This is a genomic window from Mesorhizobium sp. WSM4976 (genome assembly GCF_029625685.1).
Classification (GTDB): domain Bacteria; phylum Pseudomonadota; class Alphaproteobacteria; order Rhizobiales; family Rhizobiaceae; genus Mesorhizobium.
Genome location: NZ_JARTVT010000016.1, coordinates 106,109 through 125,196, shown reverse-complemented (window position 1 = coordinate 125,196; position 19,088 = coordinate 106,109). Strand labels below are relative to the sequence as shown.

At 62.7% G+C, this 19,088-nt stretch carries 19 protein-coding genes; 6 read left to right on the top strand and 13 right to left on the bottom strand.

What is annotated here, in order from left to right:
- Positions 1–10: 10 nt before the first annotated feature.
- From P9272_RS20360 to P9272_RS20330, 7 genes are all read right to left on the bottom strand, one after another.
- On the bottom strand, positions 11–1,189 hold the full coding sequence (locus P9272_RS20360; protein ID WP_278161929.1) for a serine hydrolase: 1,179 nt from the start codon (positions 1,187–1,189) through the stop codon (positions 11–13).
- A gap of 30 nt (positions 1,190–1,219) precedes the next feature.
- Positions 1,220–2,416, bottom strand: coding sequence for a serine hydrolase (locus P9272_RS20355; RefSeq protein ID WP_278161928.1), 1,197 nt, complete (start codon positions 2,414–2,416; stop codon positions 1,220–1,222).
- 117 nt (positions 2,417–2,533) lie between these two features.
- Positions 2,534–3,562 carry an extracellular solute-binding protein gene (locus tag P9272_RS20350; protein ID WP_278161927.1) on the bottom strand — a complete coding sequence of 343 codons (1,029 nt, stop codon included), beginning with the start codon at positions 3,560–3,562 and terminating at the stop codon, positions 2,534–2,536.
- A gap of 40 nt (positions 3,563–3,602) precedes the next feature.
- Positions 3,603–4,415 (bottom strand): ABC transporter permease, encoded by an 813-nt coding sequence (locus P9272_RS20345; RefSeq protein ID WP_278161926.1) that lies wholly within the window; start codon positions 4,413–4,415, stop codon positions 3,603–3,605.
- Positions 4,408–5,355 (bottom strand): ABC transporter permease, encoded by a 948-nt coding sequence (locus P9272_RS20340; protein WP_128255993.1) that lies wholly within the window; start codon positions 5,353–5,355, stop codon positions 4,408–4,410. Before P9272_RS20340 ends, P9272_RS20345 begins: the two co-directional genes overlap by 8 nt.
- The gene (locus tag P9272_RS20335; RefSeq protein ID WP_278161925.1) at positions 5,355–6,455 is read right to left on the bottom strand and encodes an ABC transporter ATP-binding protein; all 1,101 of its coding nucleotides are present in this window, start codon (positions 6,453–6,455) and stop codon (positions 5,355–5,357) included. The genes P9272_RS20340 and P9272_RS20335 overlap by 1 nt, the downstream gene beginning before the upstream one ends.
- 128 nt (positions 6,456–6,583) lie before the next feature.
- The gene (locus tag P9272_RS20330) at positions 6,584–8,245 is read right to left on the bottom strand and encodes an amidohydrolase (protein ID WP_278161924.1); all 1,662 of its coding nucleotides are present in this window, start codon (positions 8,243–8,245) and stop codon (positions 6,584–6,586) included.
- A gap of 192 nt (positions 8,246–8,437) precedes the next feature.
- Here P9272_RS20330 and P9272_RS20325 point away from each other — a divergent pair, with 192 nt between their 5' ends.
- From P9272_RS20325 to P9272_RS20310, 4 genes are all read left to right on the top strand, one after another.
- The gene (locus P9272_RS20325) at positions 8,438–9,154 is read left to right on the top strand and encodes a TetR/AcrR family transcriptional regulator (protein WP_278161923.1); all 717 of its coding nucleotides are present in this window, start codon (positions 8,438–8,440) and stop codon (positions 9,152–9,154) included.
- 42 nt (positions 9,155–9,196) lie between these two features.
- Positions 9,197–10,228 (top strand): histone deacetylase family protein, encoded by a 1,032-nt coding sequence (locus tag P9272_RS20320; protein WP_278161922.1) that lies wholly within the window; start codon positions 9,197–9,199, stop codon positions 10,226–10,228.
- A 439-nt stretch (positions 10,229–10,667) separates the two neighbouring features.
- Positions 10,668–11,378, top strand: a complete 711-nt coding sequence (locus P9272_RS20315; RefSeq protein ID WP_278161921.1) for a LuxR family transcriptional regulator — start codon at positions 10,668–10,670, stop codon at positions 11,376–11,378.
- Entirely contained in the window at positions 11,375–12,145 is a 771-nt protein-coding gene (locus tag P9272_RS20310) for a helix-turn-helix transcriptional regulator (RefSeq protein ID WP_278161920.1), read from the top strand. Before P9272_RS20315 ends, P9272_RS20310 begins: the two co-directional genes overlap by 4 nt.
- 60 nt (positions 12,146–12,205) lie before the next feature.
- On the opposite strand, the gene P9272_RS20305 is transcribed toward P9272_RS20310, so the two are convergent.
- Genes P9272_RS20305 through motA form a run of 6 tightly spaced genes read right to left on the bottom strand, consistent with a single transcriptional unit; the run spans position 12,206 to position 17,087 of the window.
- Complete coding sequence (locus tag P9272_RS20305) at positions 12,206–12,643, bottom strand: hypothetical protein (protein ID WP_278161918.1); 438 nt, start codon at positions 12,641–12,643, stop codon at positions 12,206–12,208.
- Between the two features lie 17 nt (positions 12,644–12,660).
- Entirely contained in the window at positions 12,661–13,743 is a 1,083-nt protein-coding gene (gene flhB / locus P9272_RS20300) for a flagellar biosynthesis protein FlhB (protein WP_278161917.1), read from the bottom strand.
- An 18-nt stretch (positions 13,744–13,761) separates the two neighbouring features.
- Entirely contained in the window at positions 13,762–14,784 is a 1,023-nt protein-coding gene (locus P9272_RS20295) for a flagellar motor switch protein FliG (RefSeq protein WP_128256001.1), read from the bottom strand.
- Between the two features lie 43 nt (positions 14,785–14,827).
- A complete protein-coding gene (fliN, locus tag P9272_RS20290) occupies positions 14,828–15,208 on the bottom strand; it encodes a flagellar motor switch protein FliN (protein WP_278161916.1) in 381 nt (126 codons plus the stop codon).
- Between the two features lie 30 nt (positions 15,209–15,238).
- Complete coding sequence (locus tag P9272_RS20285; protein ID WP_278161915.1) at positions 15,239–16,177, bottom strand: FliM/FliN family flagellar motor switch protein; 939 nt, start codon at positions 16,175–16,177, stop codon at positions 15,239–15,241.
- A gap of 34 nt (positions 16,178–16,211) precedes the next feature.
- On the bottom strand, positions 16,212–17,087 hold the full coding sequence (gene motA / locus P9272_RS20280; protein ID WP_278161914.1) for a flagellar motor stator protein MotA: 876 nt from the start codon (positions 17,085–17,087) through the stop codon (positions 16,212–16,214).
- A 147-nt stretch (positions 17,088–17,234) separates the two neighbouring features.
- Here motA and P9272_RS20275 point away from each other — a divergent pair, with 147 nt between their 5' ends.
- The gene (locus P9272_RS20275; RefSeq protein ID WP_278161913.1) at positions 17,235–18,356 is read left to right on the top strand and encodes a DUF1217 domain-containing protein; all 1,122 of its coding nucleotides are present in this window, start codon (positions 17,235–17,237) and stop codon (positions 18,354–18,356) included.
- Positions 18,357–18,363: 7 nt separating this feature from the next.
- Entirely contained in the window at positions 18,364–19,086 is a 723-nt protein-coding gene (flgF, locus tag P9272_RS20270) for a flagellar basal-body rod protein FlgF (protein ID WP_128256005.1), read from the top strand.
- Positions 19,087–19,088: the final 2 nt, after the last annotated feature.

Sequence of the window (19,088 nt, the reverse complement as noted above, 5' to 3'; positions counted from 1 at the left end):
TCTGGTCGACTCAAACCATCCGGCTCAACGCCTCGAAGAACGCCACAATGTCCTCATCCAGCTTGTCGTCTACCGGCTCCGGCTGCGACGACATTTTGGCGATGACCACTTCTGTCTTCGGATTGACGTATAGCCACTGGCCGTGAATGCCGATGCCGCAAAAGGCGCCGCTGTCATGGCCGGTCTGATACCATTTGTTGCGGTAGCGGCCTTTGGGGAACAGGAAAGCCATCGTGCCGCGCTGCCAGGCTTCATGGCTGCCGCCGGTGGAAACCGTGTCGCGTACCCAGGCTTCCGGGATGATGCGGCGGCCGTTCGCCGTGCCGCCCTGCCGCATCATCTCGCCGATACGGGCGAGATCGCGCGGCGTCATCGACATGCCGCCGGCGGTGCGCGCCGTGCCTTCCATGTCGACTGTCACCGACATTTCGCTCGCGGCGCCCAGCGGCAGCCACAGTTTTTCGCTGAGCAACTGGCTGACACGCTTGCCCGATGCCCGCTCCACCAGGATGCCCAGCATGTCCGAATTGGGCGAGCGGTAGCGATAGGTCTGTCCGTGCGGCTCAGAAAGACGCTGCAGCGTCAGCAGGAAAGTCGCGAGGCTCTCCGACCCGCCACCCGGATTCCACAAGGTCGAACGGCGATAACGGGCAAACGCGCTTTCCGGATCGAGATAAGCTTCCTCGAAATCGAGGCTCACCGTCATGTCGAGCACATTTCGCACGCTCGCATCGCCATAGGCCGAGCCCTTGGCTTCAGGCATGTAGCGCGTCACCGGCGCGTTGGGGTCGAACACCCCCTCGCCTTCCAGTATGCCTGCCAGGATCGCCGTCACCGACTTGCTGATCGAAAAGATGATGTGGCGGGAGCCGAACGGCATATGCGGTGCCGACCAGTCGCCGACCAGCTTGCCGCCTTTCAGGATCGTGAGCCCGTCCGTATCGGAGCGCTTCAAGAAGCTCTCGACGGGTTCGCTGCCACCAGCGAACGAGATGTTCTCCGCAAGCAGCGATTCCAGGGATTTCGCCTGCTCCTCGCCGCCGGGCGCCGCCGGGACATGCGCGCTCGGCACCAGTTCGCCGACATTCTGGAACGACCATCGGTTGAACGGCGCCAGCCGCCAGGTCTCAAGCCGCACATCCTTGCGAGCAAAGCCGTATTGGGTCTCGAACGCGGTTTTGCCGGTCATGATGCTCTCACGGTTGCTATTTTGGGGTGTTCAGGCCAATGCGGCGGCGATGGCATGCACGGCCTTCAGCGTCGCCACCGAATAGGCTTTGTTGGTGAAATCCGGATAGGTCGAAAGCTTCACCACGACCATCCTGTTGTCCCAATCGATATGGATCAACTGCCCGAACACACCGCGGCACATCAGCGAGCGCGAGCGCGGATCCTCGATCCAGAACTGGTTATGATAGCTGCCCTCCGGCAGGCTCGGATTGAAATTCGGCCCGTGCTTGCCGGCGCGCGTGGCCTCGATCCACTCGGCCGGGATCACGCCGCCGCCATTGTCGAGGATCAGCTGGCCGAAGCGGCCATAGTCGCGCAACGTCGCGTTGAAGCCGCCCTCGGCCAGTGCATAGCCGGCACTGTCGACCGTGAAACAGGCGCTCTCGTCGGCGCCGAGCTTTTGCCAGAGTTCTTCCGAGACAAGCTGCGCCAAGCGCGTGCCGGTCACGCGCTCCATGATAAAGGCGAGCACATCGGTCTCGATCGAGCGGTATTCGAAGGCCTCGCCATGCGGGCGCACCTTGTCCCTCAGCCGCAGGATCAGCTCGAACATATGCGCCGGCCACTGGAAATTGGGATCGCTGCCCGGCGGCACCGGTTTCCAGCCGCTGGCGACATCGACCTGGCCGATTTCGGAATAGCGATCGGTGTATTCTTCCGAGAAACGCACGCCCGTCGTCATGTCGAGCACGTGCTGCACGGTGGCGCCGGCCCAGGCAGTCTCGCCGAGCTCCGGGAGATAATCGGTCACCAGTTTGGCCGGGTCGATCAGGCCGCGCCCGACCAGGATGCCAAACACCGATCCGGTCACCGACTTCGCCATCGACTGCGACAGATGCAGCGAGCGCTCGTCCATGCCGTTGAAATAGCGCTCATAGGCGACCTTGCCGTCCTTCAGCACCAGGAAGCCGTCGGCATAGGTTTCGTCCAGCAGGCCGGCAAGTGTGGTTGGGCCACCCTTGCTGTCGACCACCGGCAGATTGTCGAGATCGACCTCCACCCGCTCCAGGCGATGGCGATGGCCGCTGCCGCGCCAGACCTCGACGGTCGGCAGGACCTCGCGGATGTGCTGGAAGGCCCAGCGATTCCAAGGGCCGCGGTCCCAATCGAGCTTCGGAGGGACCAGCTTCGGCGGCGAGCCCTGCATGATCGGCGGCCGCGGATCGGAGTTGCGATAGGACGACAAGTTTTCCTCCCCGATGGATGGCGCCCAAGGTGCGTGAGCGGCTCTCGGACGGTATGCCAGAAGCAGTCATAAGAAAGGGAGGCCGGAGCCTCCCCTCCTTCATGCGTTTGCGCGGGATTATTTGCGCAGGTTGGTCCAGATCTTGTTGTAGATCTCCACCACGTCAGGCGGGCATGGCTGGACGAATTCAGGCGTCGGCGAGCCGGCCGGCGGGCTGATTTCCGGTGAGTTGGCAAATTCAGGCGGCAGGAACTTGTGGCTACCGGCGATGCCGTTGTCGTAGCCCGCGAACTCCGAAATCAACGCCGCGTTTTCCGGCGCCATGACGAAATCCTGGAAGAGCTTGGCGTTCTCCAGATTTTTGGCGCCTTTCAGCACCGCGACGTTGTCCATCCAGCCCTCCACGCCTTCCTTGGGATAGGCATATTTGATGGCCGGAATCTTCTGGCGCGAGCGATAGGCAGCGCCATTCCACTGTTCGGTCACGATCACGTCGCCGGAAGTGATCTTGGTGATGGTGTCATAGCTGAATGTTTTCCAGGAAGGCTTGGCAGCCGTGAGGATGTCGTTCACCTTTTTCAGATTGGCCTTGTCGGCGCCGCAGCGCGGCACCCCAGCATAACGCTCGGCCGCGTGCATGACGGTATTGACGTCGTCGAGCATGTTGATCTGCCCCTTCAACGCATCCGGCGGGTTGAAAAGGATTGCCAGCGTATCGATGTCGCCTTTGAACTTGTCCATGTTGACGGAGAAAGTCGTCGTGCCGAACTGCCAGGGCGCGGTGTAGTGGCGGCCCTTGTCCCAATAGACGTCGACGAAGCGCGGATCGATGTTCTTGCCGTTCGGCATTGCGTTCGGCTCGGTCTTTTCGAGCAGGCCCTCTTCGACCATGATCTTCACGGTGTAGTCGGACGGCACCACGATGTCGTAGCCGGAATTGCCCGCGCGCACCTTGGACAGCATGGTTTCGTTGGAGTCGTAGTCGTCCAGCGTCACCTTGATGTTGTATTGCTTCTGGAACTTGTCGATCAGCTTGGGGTTGGTGTAGTCGCCCCAATTGTAGATATGCAGTTCGCCGTCGGCGAGCGCCGGCACTGCCCATAAAAGCACGGCCGCGGAAACGGCCGCCATCAGTTTTGCAGACATTTTATGTTCTCCTTGCCTTCCCATTGTTGTGTGTTGGAGCTCATTTGGCGCGTCGACGCGCAATCAGGAACGAGACCGAGACGAACAGGATCGATACCAGCAGCAAAATGGTGGAGATGGCATTGATCTCCGGTGTCATCGGCCGCCGGATCTGGTTCCAGATGTAAAGCGGCAGCGTCGTCTGGCCGGGGCCGGCGACGAGCTGCGTGATGGTGAAATCGTCGAATGATACGATGAAAGCCAACGCCGCGCCCGACATGATGCCGGGAACCAGGAGTGGCAGCGTGATGCGCTTGAAGGCATTCCACGGCGTGGCGTAAAGATCGGCCGCGGCGTTTTCGAGCGTGAGGTCCATGTCTTCGAGCCGCGCCCTGATCGGCATATAGGCGAAGGGGATGCAGAACACGGTGTGGGCGAGGATCAGATTGCCTATGCCGAAGTTCAGCCCGAACGCGCCGGCGATCAGCGCGAAGAAGGAGAGCGTCGCGACCGCCGTGATGATCTCCGGCACCATCAGCGGCAGGTTGATGACCATGAACGCCGCGGCGAGCCCGCGCCACGGCTTTACCCGGGTCATGCCGATCGCCGCTAGCGTCGCGCAGATCGTCGAGACGATCGTCGCGGTCACCGAGATGATCAGCGTGTTGCGCGCAGCAGCATGGAATTCCTCGTTAAGGAACGCGGTACCGTACCAGCCGAGCGTGACGCCTTCCCAATGCGTGACCAGTGAACCGCTGTTGAGCGAGAAGACCATCAGGATCAGCACCGGCACATAGAGCACCAGCAGGCAGATGATAGCGATCGTGCGGAAGCCCGGCTGGTCCTTGATATCCGTGACGCGAGGCTCAGCCATGCTGCACCTTGCCCGACGTGTTGCGGACATAGAAGTAAAGCGCAACCAGCACAGCGGCCATCAGGATCAGCGCCTGCGCGCAGCCGAGCGGCCAGTTGCGCCCCGATCCGAACTGCTGCGCGATCAGGTCGCCGATCATCAGGTGGATGCCGCCGCCAAGGATGAGCGGCGTCACATAGGCGCCGAGCGCCGGGATGAAGACGAGCAGGCATCCGGCGATGATGCCGGGCTTGGACAGCGGAATGATCACCCGCCACAGCACCTGCCGGCGCGTCGCGTAGAGGTCATAGGCTGCTTCGACCAGCCGGAAGTCGAGCTTCTCCAGGCTCGAATAGAGCGGCAGCACCATGAACGGCAGGAAGGCGTAGAGCAGCCCGAGCTGGATGGCGAAGTTGGTGTAGAGCATCGTGATCGGCTTATCGATCACGCCGAGCGCCAGCAGCGCGTTGTTGATCAGGCCCTCGTCGCGGATGATGAACATGATCGCCAGCGTGCGGACCAGAAGGTTCGACCAGAACGGGATGGTGATCAGCAGCACCCACCAGTTGCGCTGCGCCGGCGGCCGCGTGGCCATGAAATAAGCGGTCGGAAAACCGAGCAGTAGGCAGATCACCGTCGTCACCACCGCGAACAGGAAGGAGCGAAGGTAGATGATCAGGAAGTCAGGCGTGAACTGCAGCGTGTCGTCGAATATGTCGCGCTGGAACATGAAGTTCAGATAGGCGTCGGTCGAGAACTGCCATTGCACGCCACCATAGGGCGCGGCGACGAGGAACGAATAGACGCAGATGATGACAAGCGGCAGGACGCCGAAAACGCCGATGATGATCAGCGCCGGCAGCGACAAAAGGCGGTTTCGCCGCGCGCTGGTTTTCACCGCCTGGGCTTCGAACAACGCGGCCTTGGAGAGGTCGGTCGGGGAGAGCGTTGCTGTCGTCATCAGTCTTTCAGGACGCGGGCGGCGCCCTCCTCGAACTGGATGCCGACCTTGGCACCTGTCTCGTAGGTCACTGGCGACGAGCGGCTGTTCTGATGCCGCACGATGAAGTTTTCGCCACCGTCGAGCTTCACGTGATAATGGGTGTCGGTGCCGAAATAGACGATGTTGGAGAGCGTGCCGGTGATCGTGCCCTTGGCGGGGTCGGACACCAGATCGGCGTGCTCGGGACGAATCACCAGCGTGACCTCGCCCGTCGGATCGAAACCCTCCGGATAGCCCGCCGCGATCGCGGCGTTGCTGGCGAACTTCACAGTCGCCACGCCGGCCTGCTTCGACAACACGGTGCCGGGCAGGAAATTCGTCTCGCCGATGAAATCGGCGACGAAGCGCTCGGCCGGGCGGTCGTAGATGTCGCGCGGCGTGCCGACCTGCAGGATTTTGCCGGCCGACATGACCGCGATGCGGTCCGACATGGTCAGCGCTTCTTCCTGGTCATGAGTGACGAAGATGAAGGTGATGCCGGTTTCGTGCTGCAGCCGCTTCAGCTCGATTTGCATTTCCTTGCGCAGCTTGTAGTCCAGCGCCGACAGGGGCTCGTCGAGCAGCAGCACCTTCGGCTGTGGGGCTAGCGCCCGGGCCAGAGCCACGCGTTGCTGCTGGCCGCCCGAGATCTGGCTGGTGCGGCGCGCCTTCAGCGCTTCCATTTTGACCAGCTTCAGCATCTGGGCGACGCGCGCCTCTATCTCCGCCTTCGGCTTGCCGAGCATTTCCAGCCCGAAGCCGATATTCTGCGCCACCGTCATATGCGGGAAGAGCGCGTAGCTCTGGAAGACGGTGTTGACCGGGCGTTTGAAGGGTGGCAGCGGTGCGATGTCCTGGCCGTGCAGCAGGATCTCGCCGGCGGTCGGGAAATCGAAGCCGGCAATCAATCTCAGCAGCGTCGTCTTTCCGCATCCCGACGGGCCGAGCAGTGTGAAAAACTCGTTCTCGCGGATCGACACCGACACTGTGTCGAGGGCGGCTACCTGGTTTTCGCCGGTTCCAAAGACCTTGCGAACGCCGCGAACTTCGATCGCGTTCTTACCAGGTTGTTCCGGCACGATTACCCCATTGAGAGAGCCTGCTCTTTTCGGCAGGTGTGTTCCTGTTTGATTGTCACCACAACCCGGGCGGCTTGGCAACTGCGGAGCTGCTACCTGATTTTCAAACGCAATTCCCATCCCACACCTCAGGCCTGGTAGGTGATCTTGCCGCCACAAATCGTGGTGACCGGGTGCACCGTGTGCAGCACTTCCGGCGCGGTCGCCTCGATATCGGCCGACAAGACGACGATATCGCCGAGGTAGCCGGTTTTCAGCCGACCTTTGCGATCTTCCATGAACTCCGCATAGGCGCCCTCGACCGTGTAACCCTGGATCGCTTCCCGCAACGAGAAGCTCTGGTCCGGCATGCCTTCCGCCCAAGGCTTGCGCATGACCGCCGCCTGGATGCCCAGTATCGGGTCAACCGGTGAAACGGGCCAGTCGGAGGCGAAGACGACGCGCGCACCGGCGTTCTTCAACGTGCGCCAGGCGTAGCTCAGCGGCCATTTCGCCCGACCGATGCGCGAGATCGTCGGCTCCAGGGGAAAGTTCATGGCGCCAGGCGGGTGCGGCGGTTGCATCGAGGCAAGAACGCCGAGTTCGGCAAAGCGTGGCACGTCGGAGGCCGTGATGACCTCGATATGCTCGACGCGATGGCGGCTGTCGCGCCTGCCGTTCTTCTTCGCCGCCGCCTGATAGCCGTCGAGCACCGCGCGAACCGCGCCGTCGCCGATCGAATGCACGGCGATCTGCAGCCCGCGCCTGTCGGCCTCGACCGCCACTTCGGCGAAATGTTCAGGCGAAAACAGCGGCTCGCCGCGCCAGCCGGGACGGTCGGCATAGTCGTCGACCATCACCGCGGTCCAGGAATCCAGCACCCCGTCATAGAAGACCTTGACCATGCCGGAGGACAGCCACTCTGACTTGTAAGTCGCGGCCATCCGCGAGGCTTTTTCCAGCATGTCCAGCTTCATGAAGTTCTTGAAGTGGAACGGGATTTTGGTGCGGCAAAGCAATCTTCCCTCTTTCTCCAGACCGGCCAGCAGCTCGAGCTGGTAGAGGTTTCCGTCCATGTTCTGGATCGAGGTGATGCCGTGCTTGGCGCACCATTCAAGGCCACGATGCATCAGATCGCGATCGGCCGCGAGCTCCTCCGCGGAAGGATAAGGATTCGGTTCGGCGCCTTCGAGGCCAAGCCGTGTCCGGTTCGCTCCGTAGTGATCAAGGACTGGACCGAACGCCTCGCCCTCGCGCAGCTCGCCGGCGGCAAGCCCGTCGGCGCCCATGACCACCTCGTTGCCCTGCCCGACTTGCCTGCCATGCAGAAGTCCAGCCTCTTCCAGCGCCTTGGTGTTCGCCCACATCGTATGGTGGTCGGATGCGGACATAACGAAAGGCCGGTCGGGAATGATGCGGTCGAGGTCGTGGCGGGTCACCGGCTCCGGCAGGATCGCGTAGTCGACACCGGCGCCGATCAGCAGCCGGGCGTCGGGACGCTTGGCGGCGAAATCCTGGATCGAGTCGCGCAGCGCGTCGAAGCCATGCACGCCCGCCAGATGCAGGTTGTCGAGCTCGGCCGCGCCGCCGAAGAGGTGCATATGCGCCTCGATGAAACCCGGCAGCACCGAGCTGCCCTGGGCGTCGACAATCTTTGTCGCCGGTCCTTTGAGTTCTTCGATGGAAGCGCCGTTGCCGATGGCGATGATGACGCCGTCCTTGACGGCAACAGCCTCAGCAGTGGGATTGTCATCGTCCATGGTCAGCATACGGCCGTTGACGACCACCAGATCCGCACCACCAACCGACATCGCGACTCCACATTTTGCTGAGGGACCGACAACACCACACCGCCTCAAAGGCGGCCGCTCCGCCGGGGCGACGCCGTGGACGAAAAGTCGATGCCGATGCGCCGTCTTCCAAATTCCCCTTGTTATCGTTGAAGACAGCGTGGATAAAGAATGCGACTGTTTATTCGCGTTTGTCAACAGCCGGAATTTGGCATGTATAGTGGACTGCACCGCGCGCCGATGGTGGGGCCGAGCGGGGAACGGGGGCAACGAGCAGTGAAGCGCAGTCTCGACCGCAAGACCAAGATAGCGCTCGAACCGCGCAAGCAGCCGCGGCAGCAACGGTCGAGCAAGGTGGTCGACAGGATTCTGGACGCGGCGCTGATCCTGACTCGCGAGCAAGGAACCAAGACCCCGACGACGCTCGCCATCGCGCAGCGCGCAGGCCTTTCTGTCGGTTCGGTCTACCAATATTTCCCCAACAAGGAAGCCATCCTTCTCGAGCTCGGCAGGCGCTGGCTGTCGTCCTTTCCCGAGGTGATCGCCAAGCGCATCAAAGTCGCCCCACCCACCAACCGCGAAGAGTTTCGCCGAGAAGTGCGCAAGCTCTTCATCGACACGTCCCGGATCTATCTCGACAACGCGACCCTGATGCCGGTGATCGAGGCGATCTCCGGCAACGCCGACCTCAGGCCGATCCAGGACGGATACGACAAGGAGATCATCGCCCTCTACGCAGCCTGGCTGCAGCATGTGAACCCGGCGCTTGAGGAAAAGACCGCCAAGCGGCTGGGCCTGGTGATGATGGAGGTCGGGCACGCCTGCAGGCTTGTCGGACTGAAACGGGATCGCAAGACATTCGACCTCATCGAGGACGATGTGGAAGCCATGTGGCTGGCTCTCGTGACCCCCTATCTCAACCTCGACTGAATTCGCAGCTCCAACCGACTTCGCACTTTCCAGGGGAATTCCATGAAAACTGTCTTTTCGCCACTTCACGCCGGTCATTCCGGCCAGATGGAACTGGTCACATCGGCCATCGTGCCCGGCTTCGAGAAACCGTCGCGGGCCGAATTCATCAAGGCGCGGGTGGAGAGCGAGAAGCTCGGGCCGATCATCGCACCGGTCGAGCACGACCTCGCCGCCGCCAAGCGCGTGCATGATGCTCACTACATCGATTTCCTGCCGACGGTCTGGCCGGAATGGATAGCCGCCGGTTTCACGGGCTCGGCCATGGGCTTCACCTGGCCGACGCGCGGCCTGCGCGGCGACGTTCCGCCGAAGCGCATCGACGCCTTGCTCGGCTACTATTCCTTCGATGCCGGCGCCACTTTCGTAGAAGGCACCTGGGCAGCGATCAAGTCGTCCTACGATGTTGCGCTGACGGCGGCGGCCCTCGTCAAGAGCGGCGAGCGCACCGCCTTCGCGCTTTGCCGCCCGCCCGGCCACCATGCGGGTGCTGCCTTCATGGGCGGCTATTGCTTCATCAACAACGCCGCCGTCGTGGCGCAGTGGTTCCGCGACCAGGGCGCCAGGCGCGTGTCGATCCTCGATGTCGACTACCACCACGGCAACGGCACGCAGGAGATCTTCTATCGCCGCGGCGACATCCAGGTCCTCAATCTGCATGGCGATCCGATGGTTGAATATCCGTTCTTCCTCGGCCACGCCGACGAACGCGGCGAAGGCGAAGGCGAAGGTTTCAACATCAATTATCCAATGCCCTTCGGTACAAACTGGGACGGCTGGAGCGCATCGCTGGAGGATGCCTGCGCCAAGCTGGCGGCCTACGCGCCCGACATCGTCATCGTGTCGCTCGGCGTCGACACCTTCGAGAAGGACCCGATCAGCCAGTTCAAGCTGAAGAGCGAGGATTATCCCAAAATCGGCCGCCGCATCGCCAAGCTGGGTCTGCCGACGCTCTTCGTCATGGAAGGCGGCTATGCGGTCGAAGAGATCGGCATTAACGCCGTCGGCGTGCTGACGGGTTTCGAGGATCGCTAAAGCGCATTTCGACCGAAAGGCAGACGTCCCCGAATGCAACCGGGGGCGTCTTTTTTTGCGACCCCGGCCGGGAAATCATCGGCTCATTCGGCTTTGGAATCACCGCCAAGCAACGCGAAAACCGGCTACTGAGTCGCAATGCGAGTCTATCGGATTCGATTTTGTCAAATCGCGTTTGATGTCGGATTCATCTGCGGGTAGATTAGACCCGAATCAGCCGGTCCACGGGGGGCGCGGCGACCACCCAAAGTCTCAAGTTCCGGCGCCAGGCCGGCACCAGACGCGGACGGTTTCGCGTTCCCTAGAAGGATTCGGCGCGATTGGGCGCCGTTCGCGCCCGTGAGTGTGTCTTCGTAAACGTGACGTGTTTCGGGTCCGGCCGTTGGCTTCGCCAGCACCGGGCACAAGGATCGATTCCGGCAAGAACCCAAGAATTAAAATGAGCAGTTCCGCCGCGCTTCTCCAACCCGATGCTTCAGGCTCGCGCCTGACGTCCCGCGGCGATCTCACCGGTTTCTTCATGCAACTTGCCGCCGATATCGGCGCCGACAGCTACATGCTGGTCGCCATTGTGCATGACCAGGACCGCAACGACGCCCGCATCGTCTCCTCGAACTGGATCTTCGATGCCATAGAGCTGATCGGCAAAAGGCTGATTGCCAACCTGGCGCTAGGCCCCTTGACCGTGGCGCCGGGCGTGCGCCCGAAGCCGTTGGTGGCGGCGCACGCCCCCGACGCCGGCGCATTGCTGACTGGCGAGGAGGCCCGACTGCTCGACGTGCTCGGCCATGCCGAAATCTATTCGCTGCGGCTCAATGTCGGGCGGCAGCGCCTGTTCGTGCTGTTCTCGGCCGGCGAGGCTGGCAAGATCGACCTGACGGCCCTGATGAAGGCGCAGCTCAAATGCTGCTATGCGCTTTCCAGCATTCCGCAGCTGATCGCGGCGGCGTCCATGCAGGATCCGTTGTCGGACCGCGAACGCGAATGCCTGTTCTGGGTTTCGGAAGGCAAGACCACCGACGAGGTGGCCGTCATCCTCGGCGTCTCGTCCAACACCGTCAACAGCTACATCACGCACGCCATCCAGAAGTTCGCGGCCTCGAACCGCGCGATGGCGATCGCGACGGCCATCAGGAGCGGCATCATTTGAAACGCGCACAGGCCAGAGAGGCGGCCGCCGCCCTTTTCAACGATCAGCGCAATCCTTTCGGCGCCTTCTCGCTGGGCTCGGAGACGCATCATGCGGCCACCATTCCGGATGCCGTGCGCCGTTGCCGCTGGATCGCGGTCGACATCAACGCATCGGGCTTCGGGCTCTATTTCGTCAGCCCGTCGGCCGAACGCGCTCGCCTCGTCGCGTGCTTCGATTCCGACTATCCGAGCACCGCGGTCGCGACCAAATTCATCTCCGGCGCCAATGGCGAGGATGTCGTGCGCCACAGCCGCATCTCGACCGCGCCGCGTTGGTGGGCCGACGACGGCATCGCCGGATCGCGGCGGGTCCTCCAGTCGCTCGCCTGGGCAGAGCCGACCGCGCCGCTGGCGCCGGGCACCAACGGCATCGCCCTTCCAGTGCATGCGGACCGCGGTCAATGCGGTCTGGTCGTATTCCTGGGCTCTGAGATCACATTGTCCGACGACACGCTTTGCGAGATCCACGCGCGCTCCTTCGCGCTCTTCGCGGCGGTCGCCCGCATCCGCCCCGGCGACACCGGCAGGACGCGCTCGATCTCCAAGCGCGAGCTCGAATGCCTGAAGCTAACCGCCAACGGCAACACCAGCGAAGAGATCGCCAAGCTTCTCAAGCTCTCGGTGCACACCGCCAACCAGTACCTCACCCAGTCGACGCAGAAGCTCAACGCGGTCAACCGCAACCAGGCGGTCGCCAAGGCCTTGCGGCTCGGCCTGATCGAATAAGGGCAAGACACGGCGTTTCGAATGCTTTGCGGCAAGTCAGCCTAGCGCGCAGTCAAATCATTACGGAAATGCCAGCGGCTCGGTCCTGCGGATGCGGGCCTCCTCTACGGCGTCCTCGAGCAACCCGGTGTTGTGCTCGGGCGTCTCTCCAGGCTTCTCGAACGACACGTAGTTGACCACCACGGAAGGCTCGCGCTCGGTCAGCGTCAATTGGAAATAGACCGTCACTCCGCGCGGCCGGAGTTCGAGATCAAGCACGATGCGCGGACTGCCGCTCCAGTCGACATGCGCCTCGCCGCCATGGCCGAGCCGCAGCGTGCCAGGCCGGAAGTAAAGCTCGGCGGCCGAATCCACCAGATCAGACAGGCAGGCGAAATGCTCGAGCCGGATGAAGGCGATATAGTCGGCAACGTCGATGAGCCTCAACTCGCCCACAACAGGCTCGATGGCGCTGGCGACGATCAGCTCGCGGGAATTGGCGTGTGGTTGCCGGTCCATGGATTAGCGGCGTCCGTTCATTGGGTTGCCTTGCGGGCGGCCTTCTTCGAGTAGACGATCCGCACCAACTCGGCGACCGCCTGGTAGAATTGCGACGGGATCACGCTATCAACCGAAACTTGCTTGTACATGGAGCGCGCAAGCGCCACGTCCTCGAAGATCGGGATGCTGTTCTCCCTGGCGATCTCGCGGATCTTGAGCGCCACCAGATCCTGCCCCTTGGCGAGCACCATGGGGGCGGAATCCTCCCCACGCACATATTTCAGCGCGATCGAATAGTGCGTCGGGTTGGCGATCACCAGCGTCGCGCGCGGCACCGCCGCCATCATGCGTTTGCGTGCCCGGTCGCGCGCCAGCGAGCGCAACCGCGACTTGACGATCGGATCGCCTTCCGACTGCTTCAGCTCGTCTTTGACTTCCTGCTTGGTCATGCGCAGGTCGCGCCGCCAGTGGAAACGCGACCAGACGATGTCGACCACCGCGATCAGGCCCATGACGAAAACGATCGCCACCAATATGTCGACGAAGATGCCGCGTATCACCAGCCCGAACGAGACTGGGTTGGTGATCATGCCGGCGAGCAGCTTGCGATGATCTTGCGAAAGCGTGAAGCTCAGCACCGCGATCGCGAAGCCAAGCTTGGCCAGCGACTTCAGGAATTCGACCCAGCCCTGCACGCCGAACATCCGGCTCCAGCCCTTTGCGATCGAGATGCGCGACAGCTGCGGCCTGATGCGTTCACCGACGATCTGCGGCAAGTTCTGGAAGATCGAGGCGCCGATGCCGGCAATCGTCAGGAGCACCAGCAGGCTGACGACGGCGCGACCGATCTCCCTCATCACCTGCCGGTAGAGCGAGATGACGTCGGTCGCTGTGCTCATCGGCCAGGCTTCCGGCTTTTCCAGGAAGGTCGAAAGGAACATGCCGAGATCGACGATCGCGTCCTTGGCGTAGAACACCGCGAAAACCAGGATGGCAAGGAAGGACGCGAAGATCGCGGTCTCGCGCGAATGGGGCAGCTTGCCCTGTTCGATCGTGTCGCGGATCTTCTTTTCTGTGGCTTCCTCGGTTTTGGAATCCTTGTCGACCGCGTCAGCCATGGGGCTCTGACCGTGTCGTCAGGCGGCTTCGGCGGTGGCGGTCTGCGTCGAAGGCAGCTCGAAAGCCCCTTCGCGCGACAACCGGATGGCCGCGCTCGATATGCTCTTGCGGGCCGCCATTATGTCGGCAAGCGCAATGCCTTCCGATCCTTGTCCAAGCTCGGATTCGATCATGCGGCGCGAGCGCGCGCCGATCGCCGACAGCGCCGATTCGGCCAGTTCCGGCGACGCGCCACGAAGCGCCAGCGTGACGAGCTCGGTCGACAGCCCATCGAACAGCAGAACCCGGGCTTTCTGCGGCAGCAGCGGCAGATCGTCGAAGGCGAACAGCCGCGACCTGACGCCGGCGAGATCGGGCGTGCCGGCTTCCTCCAGGTCCTGCATTAGGTCGTCCAGTTCCGGCTTCGCGATCTCGTTGAGCATGCTCGCGACGCGTTCCTGCCCGGCCGTGGTGTCCCTGCTGGCTTTCTGAGACAGAACGCTCGCGCGCAGCTGGTTCTCGACGATCCGGGATGCCACGTCCGGGATGTTGGCCATCGTCACCATGCGCTTGATGATCTGGCTGCGCATCGGCTTTTCCACGGTGAGCAGAACATTGGCGGCGGCCTGCGGCGCAAGCTTCGAAAGCACCATCGCAGACGTCTGCGGATGCTCGCCTGCAAGGAAAGCGCCCAGCCGCGCCGGTTCGAGCTTTTCGAGGTCCGGCCAGATCGGCGCGGGCCCTTCCTCGACCGGCTCGAACTTCTTCTCGCCCATTATGGCGCTCATCTCTTCGGGCGACAGCGATTCGTTGAGGATCGTATCCATCCGGTCGGCCGAATCCAGCAGGCCCGCGCCCTCCGTGAACTCGGCCTCGAACTCGGCCACGATGCGCTCCAGATCGGCCTGCGGGATGGTGCGTAAGAGACGCGCGCCCTCGATCAGCGCCTTCAGTTCGTCCTGTTTGAAGAATTTGAGCAGCCGGCTGGCCGCGGGCTTGCCCATGGCCACCAGTATGGCTGCCGCCTTTTGCGGACGTGTAAGCGCCAACGCCGTCGTCATGCGTGTTGCCCTCGCTGCCGATTGGTTCGCCCGCCGACCATTGTCAGGCGCTCTTCGCCGCGGCGATGATCTCGGTGAGCCTGATGCCGAAGCGCGTCGGATCGCTTTCCAGCACCGTGATCTCCCCACGCGCGATGTTGCGGCCGTTGACGACCACGTCGACGGGCTCGCCTATGCGGCGGTTGAGCGCGACCGTGGAGCCCTTCTGCAGCGCCATCAGTTCCGAGACCGGCATCTCCGTGCTGCCGAGGATGATCTGCACGTCGACCGGAATGGTCATGATGATCGAGGAATTGGGGCCCGACTGAAAGGCGTCGCCCGGGCGCTTTTCCTCCTCCCGCAGCACGCCGCGCAGTTCCTCGATGGCTCGGTCGAGCTGTTCGTCGGGCTGGTCGGGTTCGGCTTCCGCCTTGGTTTGTGCCATCTGTCGTCTCCATAAATCCCGGGTCTGGCGTCAGCCCGGCATCAGTCCGTCGATGAAATCCTGCCCGGCATCATGTGGATGGCGGATGCGGACGGTGTAGTTCTGTCCGAGCTTGCCGAACTCGCAGACGAACAATGTCTTGTCGCGGGCGCTGAGTCTGGCGTTGAGCTGCGCCTTCTCCTCGAATTCGATCACCTGGCCGGGCGCGAACGCGGCAAGGTCGCCGAGCGTCAGCCTGGCGAGCGGCATGGTCGCATCGAGCCGGACGGTCGAGCGCATCACCTCTTCGGAGAAGCGGGCCCGCCAGTCGAACTCTGTGGCCTCGCCATCCTTGCCCGCGGCGGCTTCGCCGTCACGCGAGATGAGCAGCAGGCGCTGCGGGATCATCACCGTGAGCATGCCGCTGTCGGACGGCGTGGAAAGGCCAAAGACGATGCGCACGGCGGCGCCGTCGCGCAACACGCGCCGCCTCGCCTCGTTGCCGGCCATGGCCCTCGGCACCGGCAGGCGCAGGTCGAGCGAGCGTTTGCCGGATCCGTTGAGAGCCATCGCAACCTGCTGGAACACGGCGGTGGCGACATCGGCTTCGATCTGCGACAGGTCGCGCTCGATCGGCGCGACCGGCTGGTCGGGATCGCCGCCGAACAAAGCGCTTACCATGACGGCGACCGCCTGCGCATCCATCACCAGCGTCATGGCATCAGCCGAGGACGGCGAGGAAACGATGGTCAGCGCGAAGGCATCGCCGGCGCGCGAACGCGCCTCGGGAACGCGGCCGACCTCCACCGCTTGCAGATCGACGGTCACCGGCGCGCCGAGTTCCGCGGTGAGCGCCTTTTGCAGCACCGGCACCGCCCGCTCGGCCATGCCACGGCCGGCGCCGACCACCTGTGCCGCCTCGCCGCTGTCGCCGACGAGCCGCTCGATGATCAAGGCCCGCGTTTCTGACGGACTGGCCGGGCTGGTCATGGCGGCAGTCGGCCCTGTCTCGGATGCTGCATGCTCAGGCCGCCTTCTTCTCGGCGGCGCCGGCGTTCATGGTGCTTTGCTCGACCGCGTCGATCGTCGGACGCTCATAGGAGGAGATGGTCTTGCGGCCGAACTCGATCGCCACCTGCGGCAAGGCGCCGTTCATATACGCAAGCAGCGTCTGCTTGACGATGATGTAGAGGCGGTTCTTCTTTTCGCGCACCGTCTTGATCTTGGTGGCGACCGGGCCGACCACCGCATAGGACAGGAAGATGCCGAGAAAGGTTCCGACGAGCGCGGCGCCGATCAGGCCGCCAAGGATCTCCGGCGACTGGTCCAGCGCGCCCATGGCCTTCACCACGCCGAGCACGGCGGCCACGATGCCCAGCGCCGGTAGGCCGTCGCCGACCGCCACCATCGCATGATAGGCCTTCAGCTTGTCGCTGCGGATCGTCTGGATCTCTTCATCCATCAGTGCCTCGATCTCGTGCGAGCGGGCATTGCCGATGATGATGATGCGGCAATAGTCGCAGATGAAATTCGTCAGGTCACGATTCTTGAGCACGGTCGGGAAAGCCTGGAAGATGGCGGACTCCTCCGGATTGTCGATATGCGCCTCGACCTCGCTCCGCGACTTCGATCGCAGCTCGCGCATCAGGCTGTGCAGGACGCCGAGCGTCTCAAGATAATCGCGCTCCTTCGGCACCGCCTGCTTGAAGGCTTCGAGAATGCCCTTGCCCGTGTCCTTGACCGTCTTCATCGGATTGGCGACCAGGAAGGTGCCGAGCGCAGCGCCGCAGATGACCACGGCTTCCCAGGGCTGCAACAGCACGTGCAGATGGCCGCCCATGGCCATGAAGCCACCGAGAACGCAGCCGAGCGTCACCACAAGTCCGATCAGAATGCCCACGACAGGTCCTTCCGCATGTCACGTCGTGGATCAGGGATAGTCCCCGTGCCTTGTGTGAGGCTTGAATCGAGAGCAGCAGACGCGATTCAGCTTCGCGCAAGGAAGTGGCGTTATTGTCCGGAGATAGCTTCGGCCGGAGGCGTGTCCTTGCTCAATACCTACACCAGCTATCAGTTGATCGCCAAAGACATCAGCAAATCGATCACCCAGGTCGAGCAACAGCCGACGGTTGATCGCGATACGCAATATTACCTTGCCAATATCGGCAAGGTTACAACGATCGACGATTTCGTAAACAACGACCGCCTGTTCAAATACGCCATGAAGGCTTACGGGCTGGAGGACATGGACTACGCCAAGGCCTTCATGGTCAAGGCGTTGAAGGAAGGCGTCTCCGACGCCGACAGCTTCGCCAACAAACTGACCGACAAGCGCTACGCCCAGTTCGTCGCGGCCTTCAACTTCGCGTCCGATGGCGCCAATGCGACGGTCTACAACCCGACACAGCAGCAGGTTACAGCGAACTACGCTACACAAGCCGAGATCGCCGGCCTCGATCCGAACTCGGACTATGTGAAAGGCGAGACGACCTACTATCTCGCCAACATCACCAAGGTGAAGTCGATCGACGATCTGATGTCGAACAATCGGCTCTACACTTACGCGCTGGCCGCGTTCGGGCTGGATTCGGCCACCGAGGACAAGGACCTGATCAAGTCCGTCCTGCAAGGCGGCGTGAAGGATCCCAACAGCGTCGCGAACCAGCAAACCAACAAGGCCTATGCCGGACTCGCCGCCGCTTTCAACTTCGCGCAGTACGGCGACACGACCACCACTCGCGTTGCGGCGCAGCAGCCGACCGTCGACATGTATCTGCGCCAGACGTTGGAAGAGAATGCCGGCCAGACCAACGAGGGTGTCCGGCTGGCGCTCTATTTCCAGCGCAAGGCGCCCGACATCACCAGCTGGTACGACGTGCTGGCCGACACCGCATTAGCCAGCGTGGTGCGTACCGCGCTCGGTCTGCCTGATTCCTTCGCCACCGCCGATATCGACAAGCAGGCGCAGCTGTTCGGGCAGAAGCTCGACATCAAGGATTTCACCGACCCAGAGAAGCTCGGCAAGTTCCTGACCCGCTTCACCAGCATGTACGAGATCGCCAACCCGACCTCGACGGCCGTGACGTCGGTGAGCGTGCTCTTCGCTCAGCCGACCGCCATCGGCATCTCCACCGATCTGATGATGGCCATGCAGCAATTGAAGTTCTGAGACGATCATGCAGGACAGTCTTTACGTCGCCCTTTCCTCCCAGATCGCGCTCGAGCGCCGTCTCGACACCATCGCCGACAATGTCGCCAATGCCTCGACCATCGGCTTTCGCGCCACCGGCGTGAAGTTCGAGGACGTCGTCTCCGGCACAGGGCCAAAGTCGGTTTCGTTCGCCTCCTCCGGCAAGACCTATCTTTCCGGCGCGCATGGGGCGCTGACTGAAACCGGCAACCCGTTCGATTTCGCCGTCCAGGGCGACGCCTGGTTCGCCATCGACACGCCCGCCGGCACCGTGATGACGCGCGATGGCCGTTTCTCCATGAACGAGAACGGCGAGCTGATGTCGATCGAAGGCTATCCGGTGCTGGACAGCGGCGGCGCCCCGATCCAGCTCGATCCGCGCAACGGACCGCCCAAGGCAGGCGCGGACGGCTCGCTCAGGCAGAACGACCTGTTGGTGGGCGCCATCGGCCTCTACAATTTCGATCCCGGCGAGAATTTCGTCCGCTATGGCAATTCAGGCATCGTTCCGGCGCGCACGCCCGAACCAGTCACCGATCGCTCCGACGTCGGCATTGCGCAAGGATTTCTGGAAGAGTCGAACGTCAATCCGGTGCTGGAAATGACCCGGCTTATCCAGGTCCAGCGCGCCTTCGAGAACACGGCGGCGCTGATGCGGCAGACCGATTCCTCCACCGATGACGCGATCAAGACGCTCGGCTCGAAGTGACG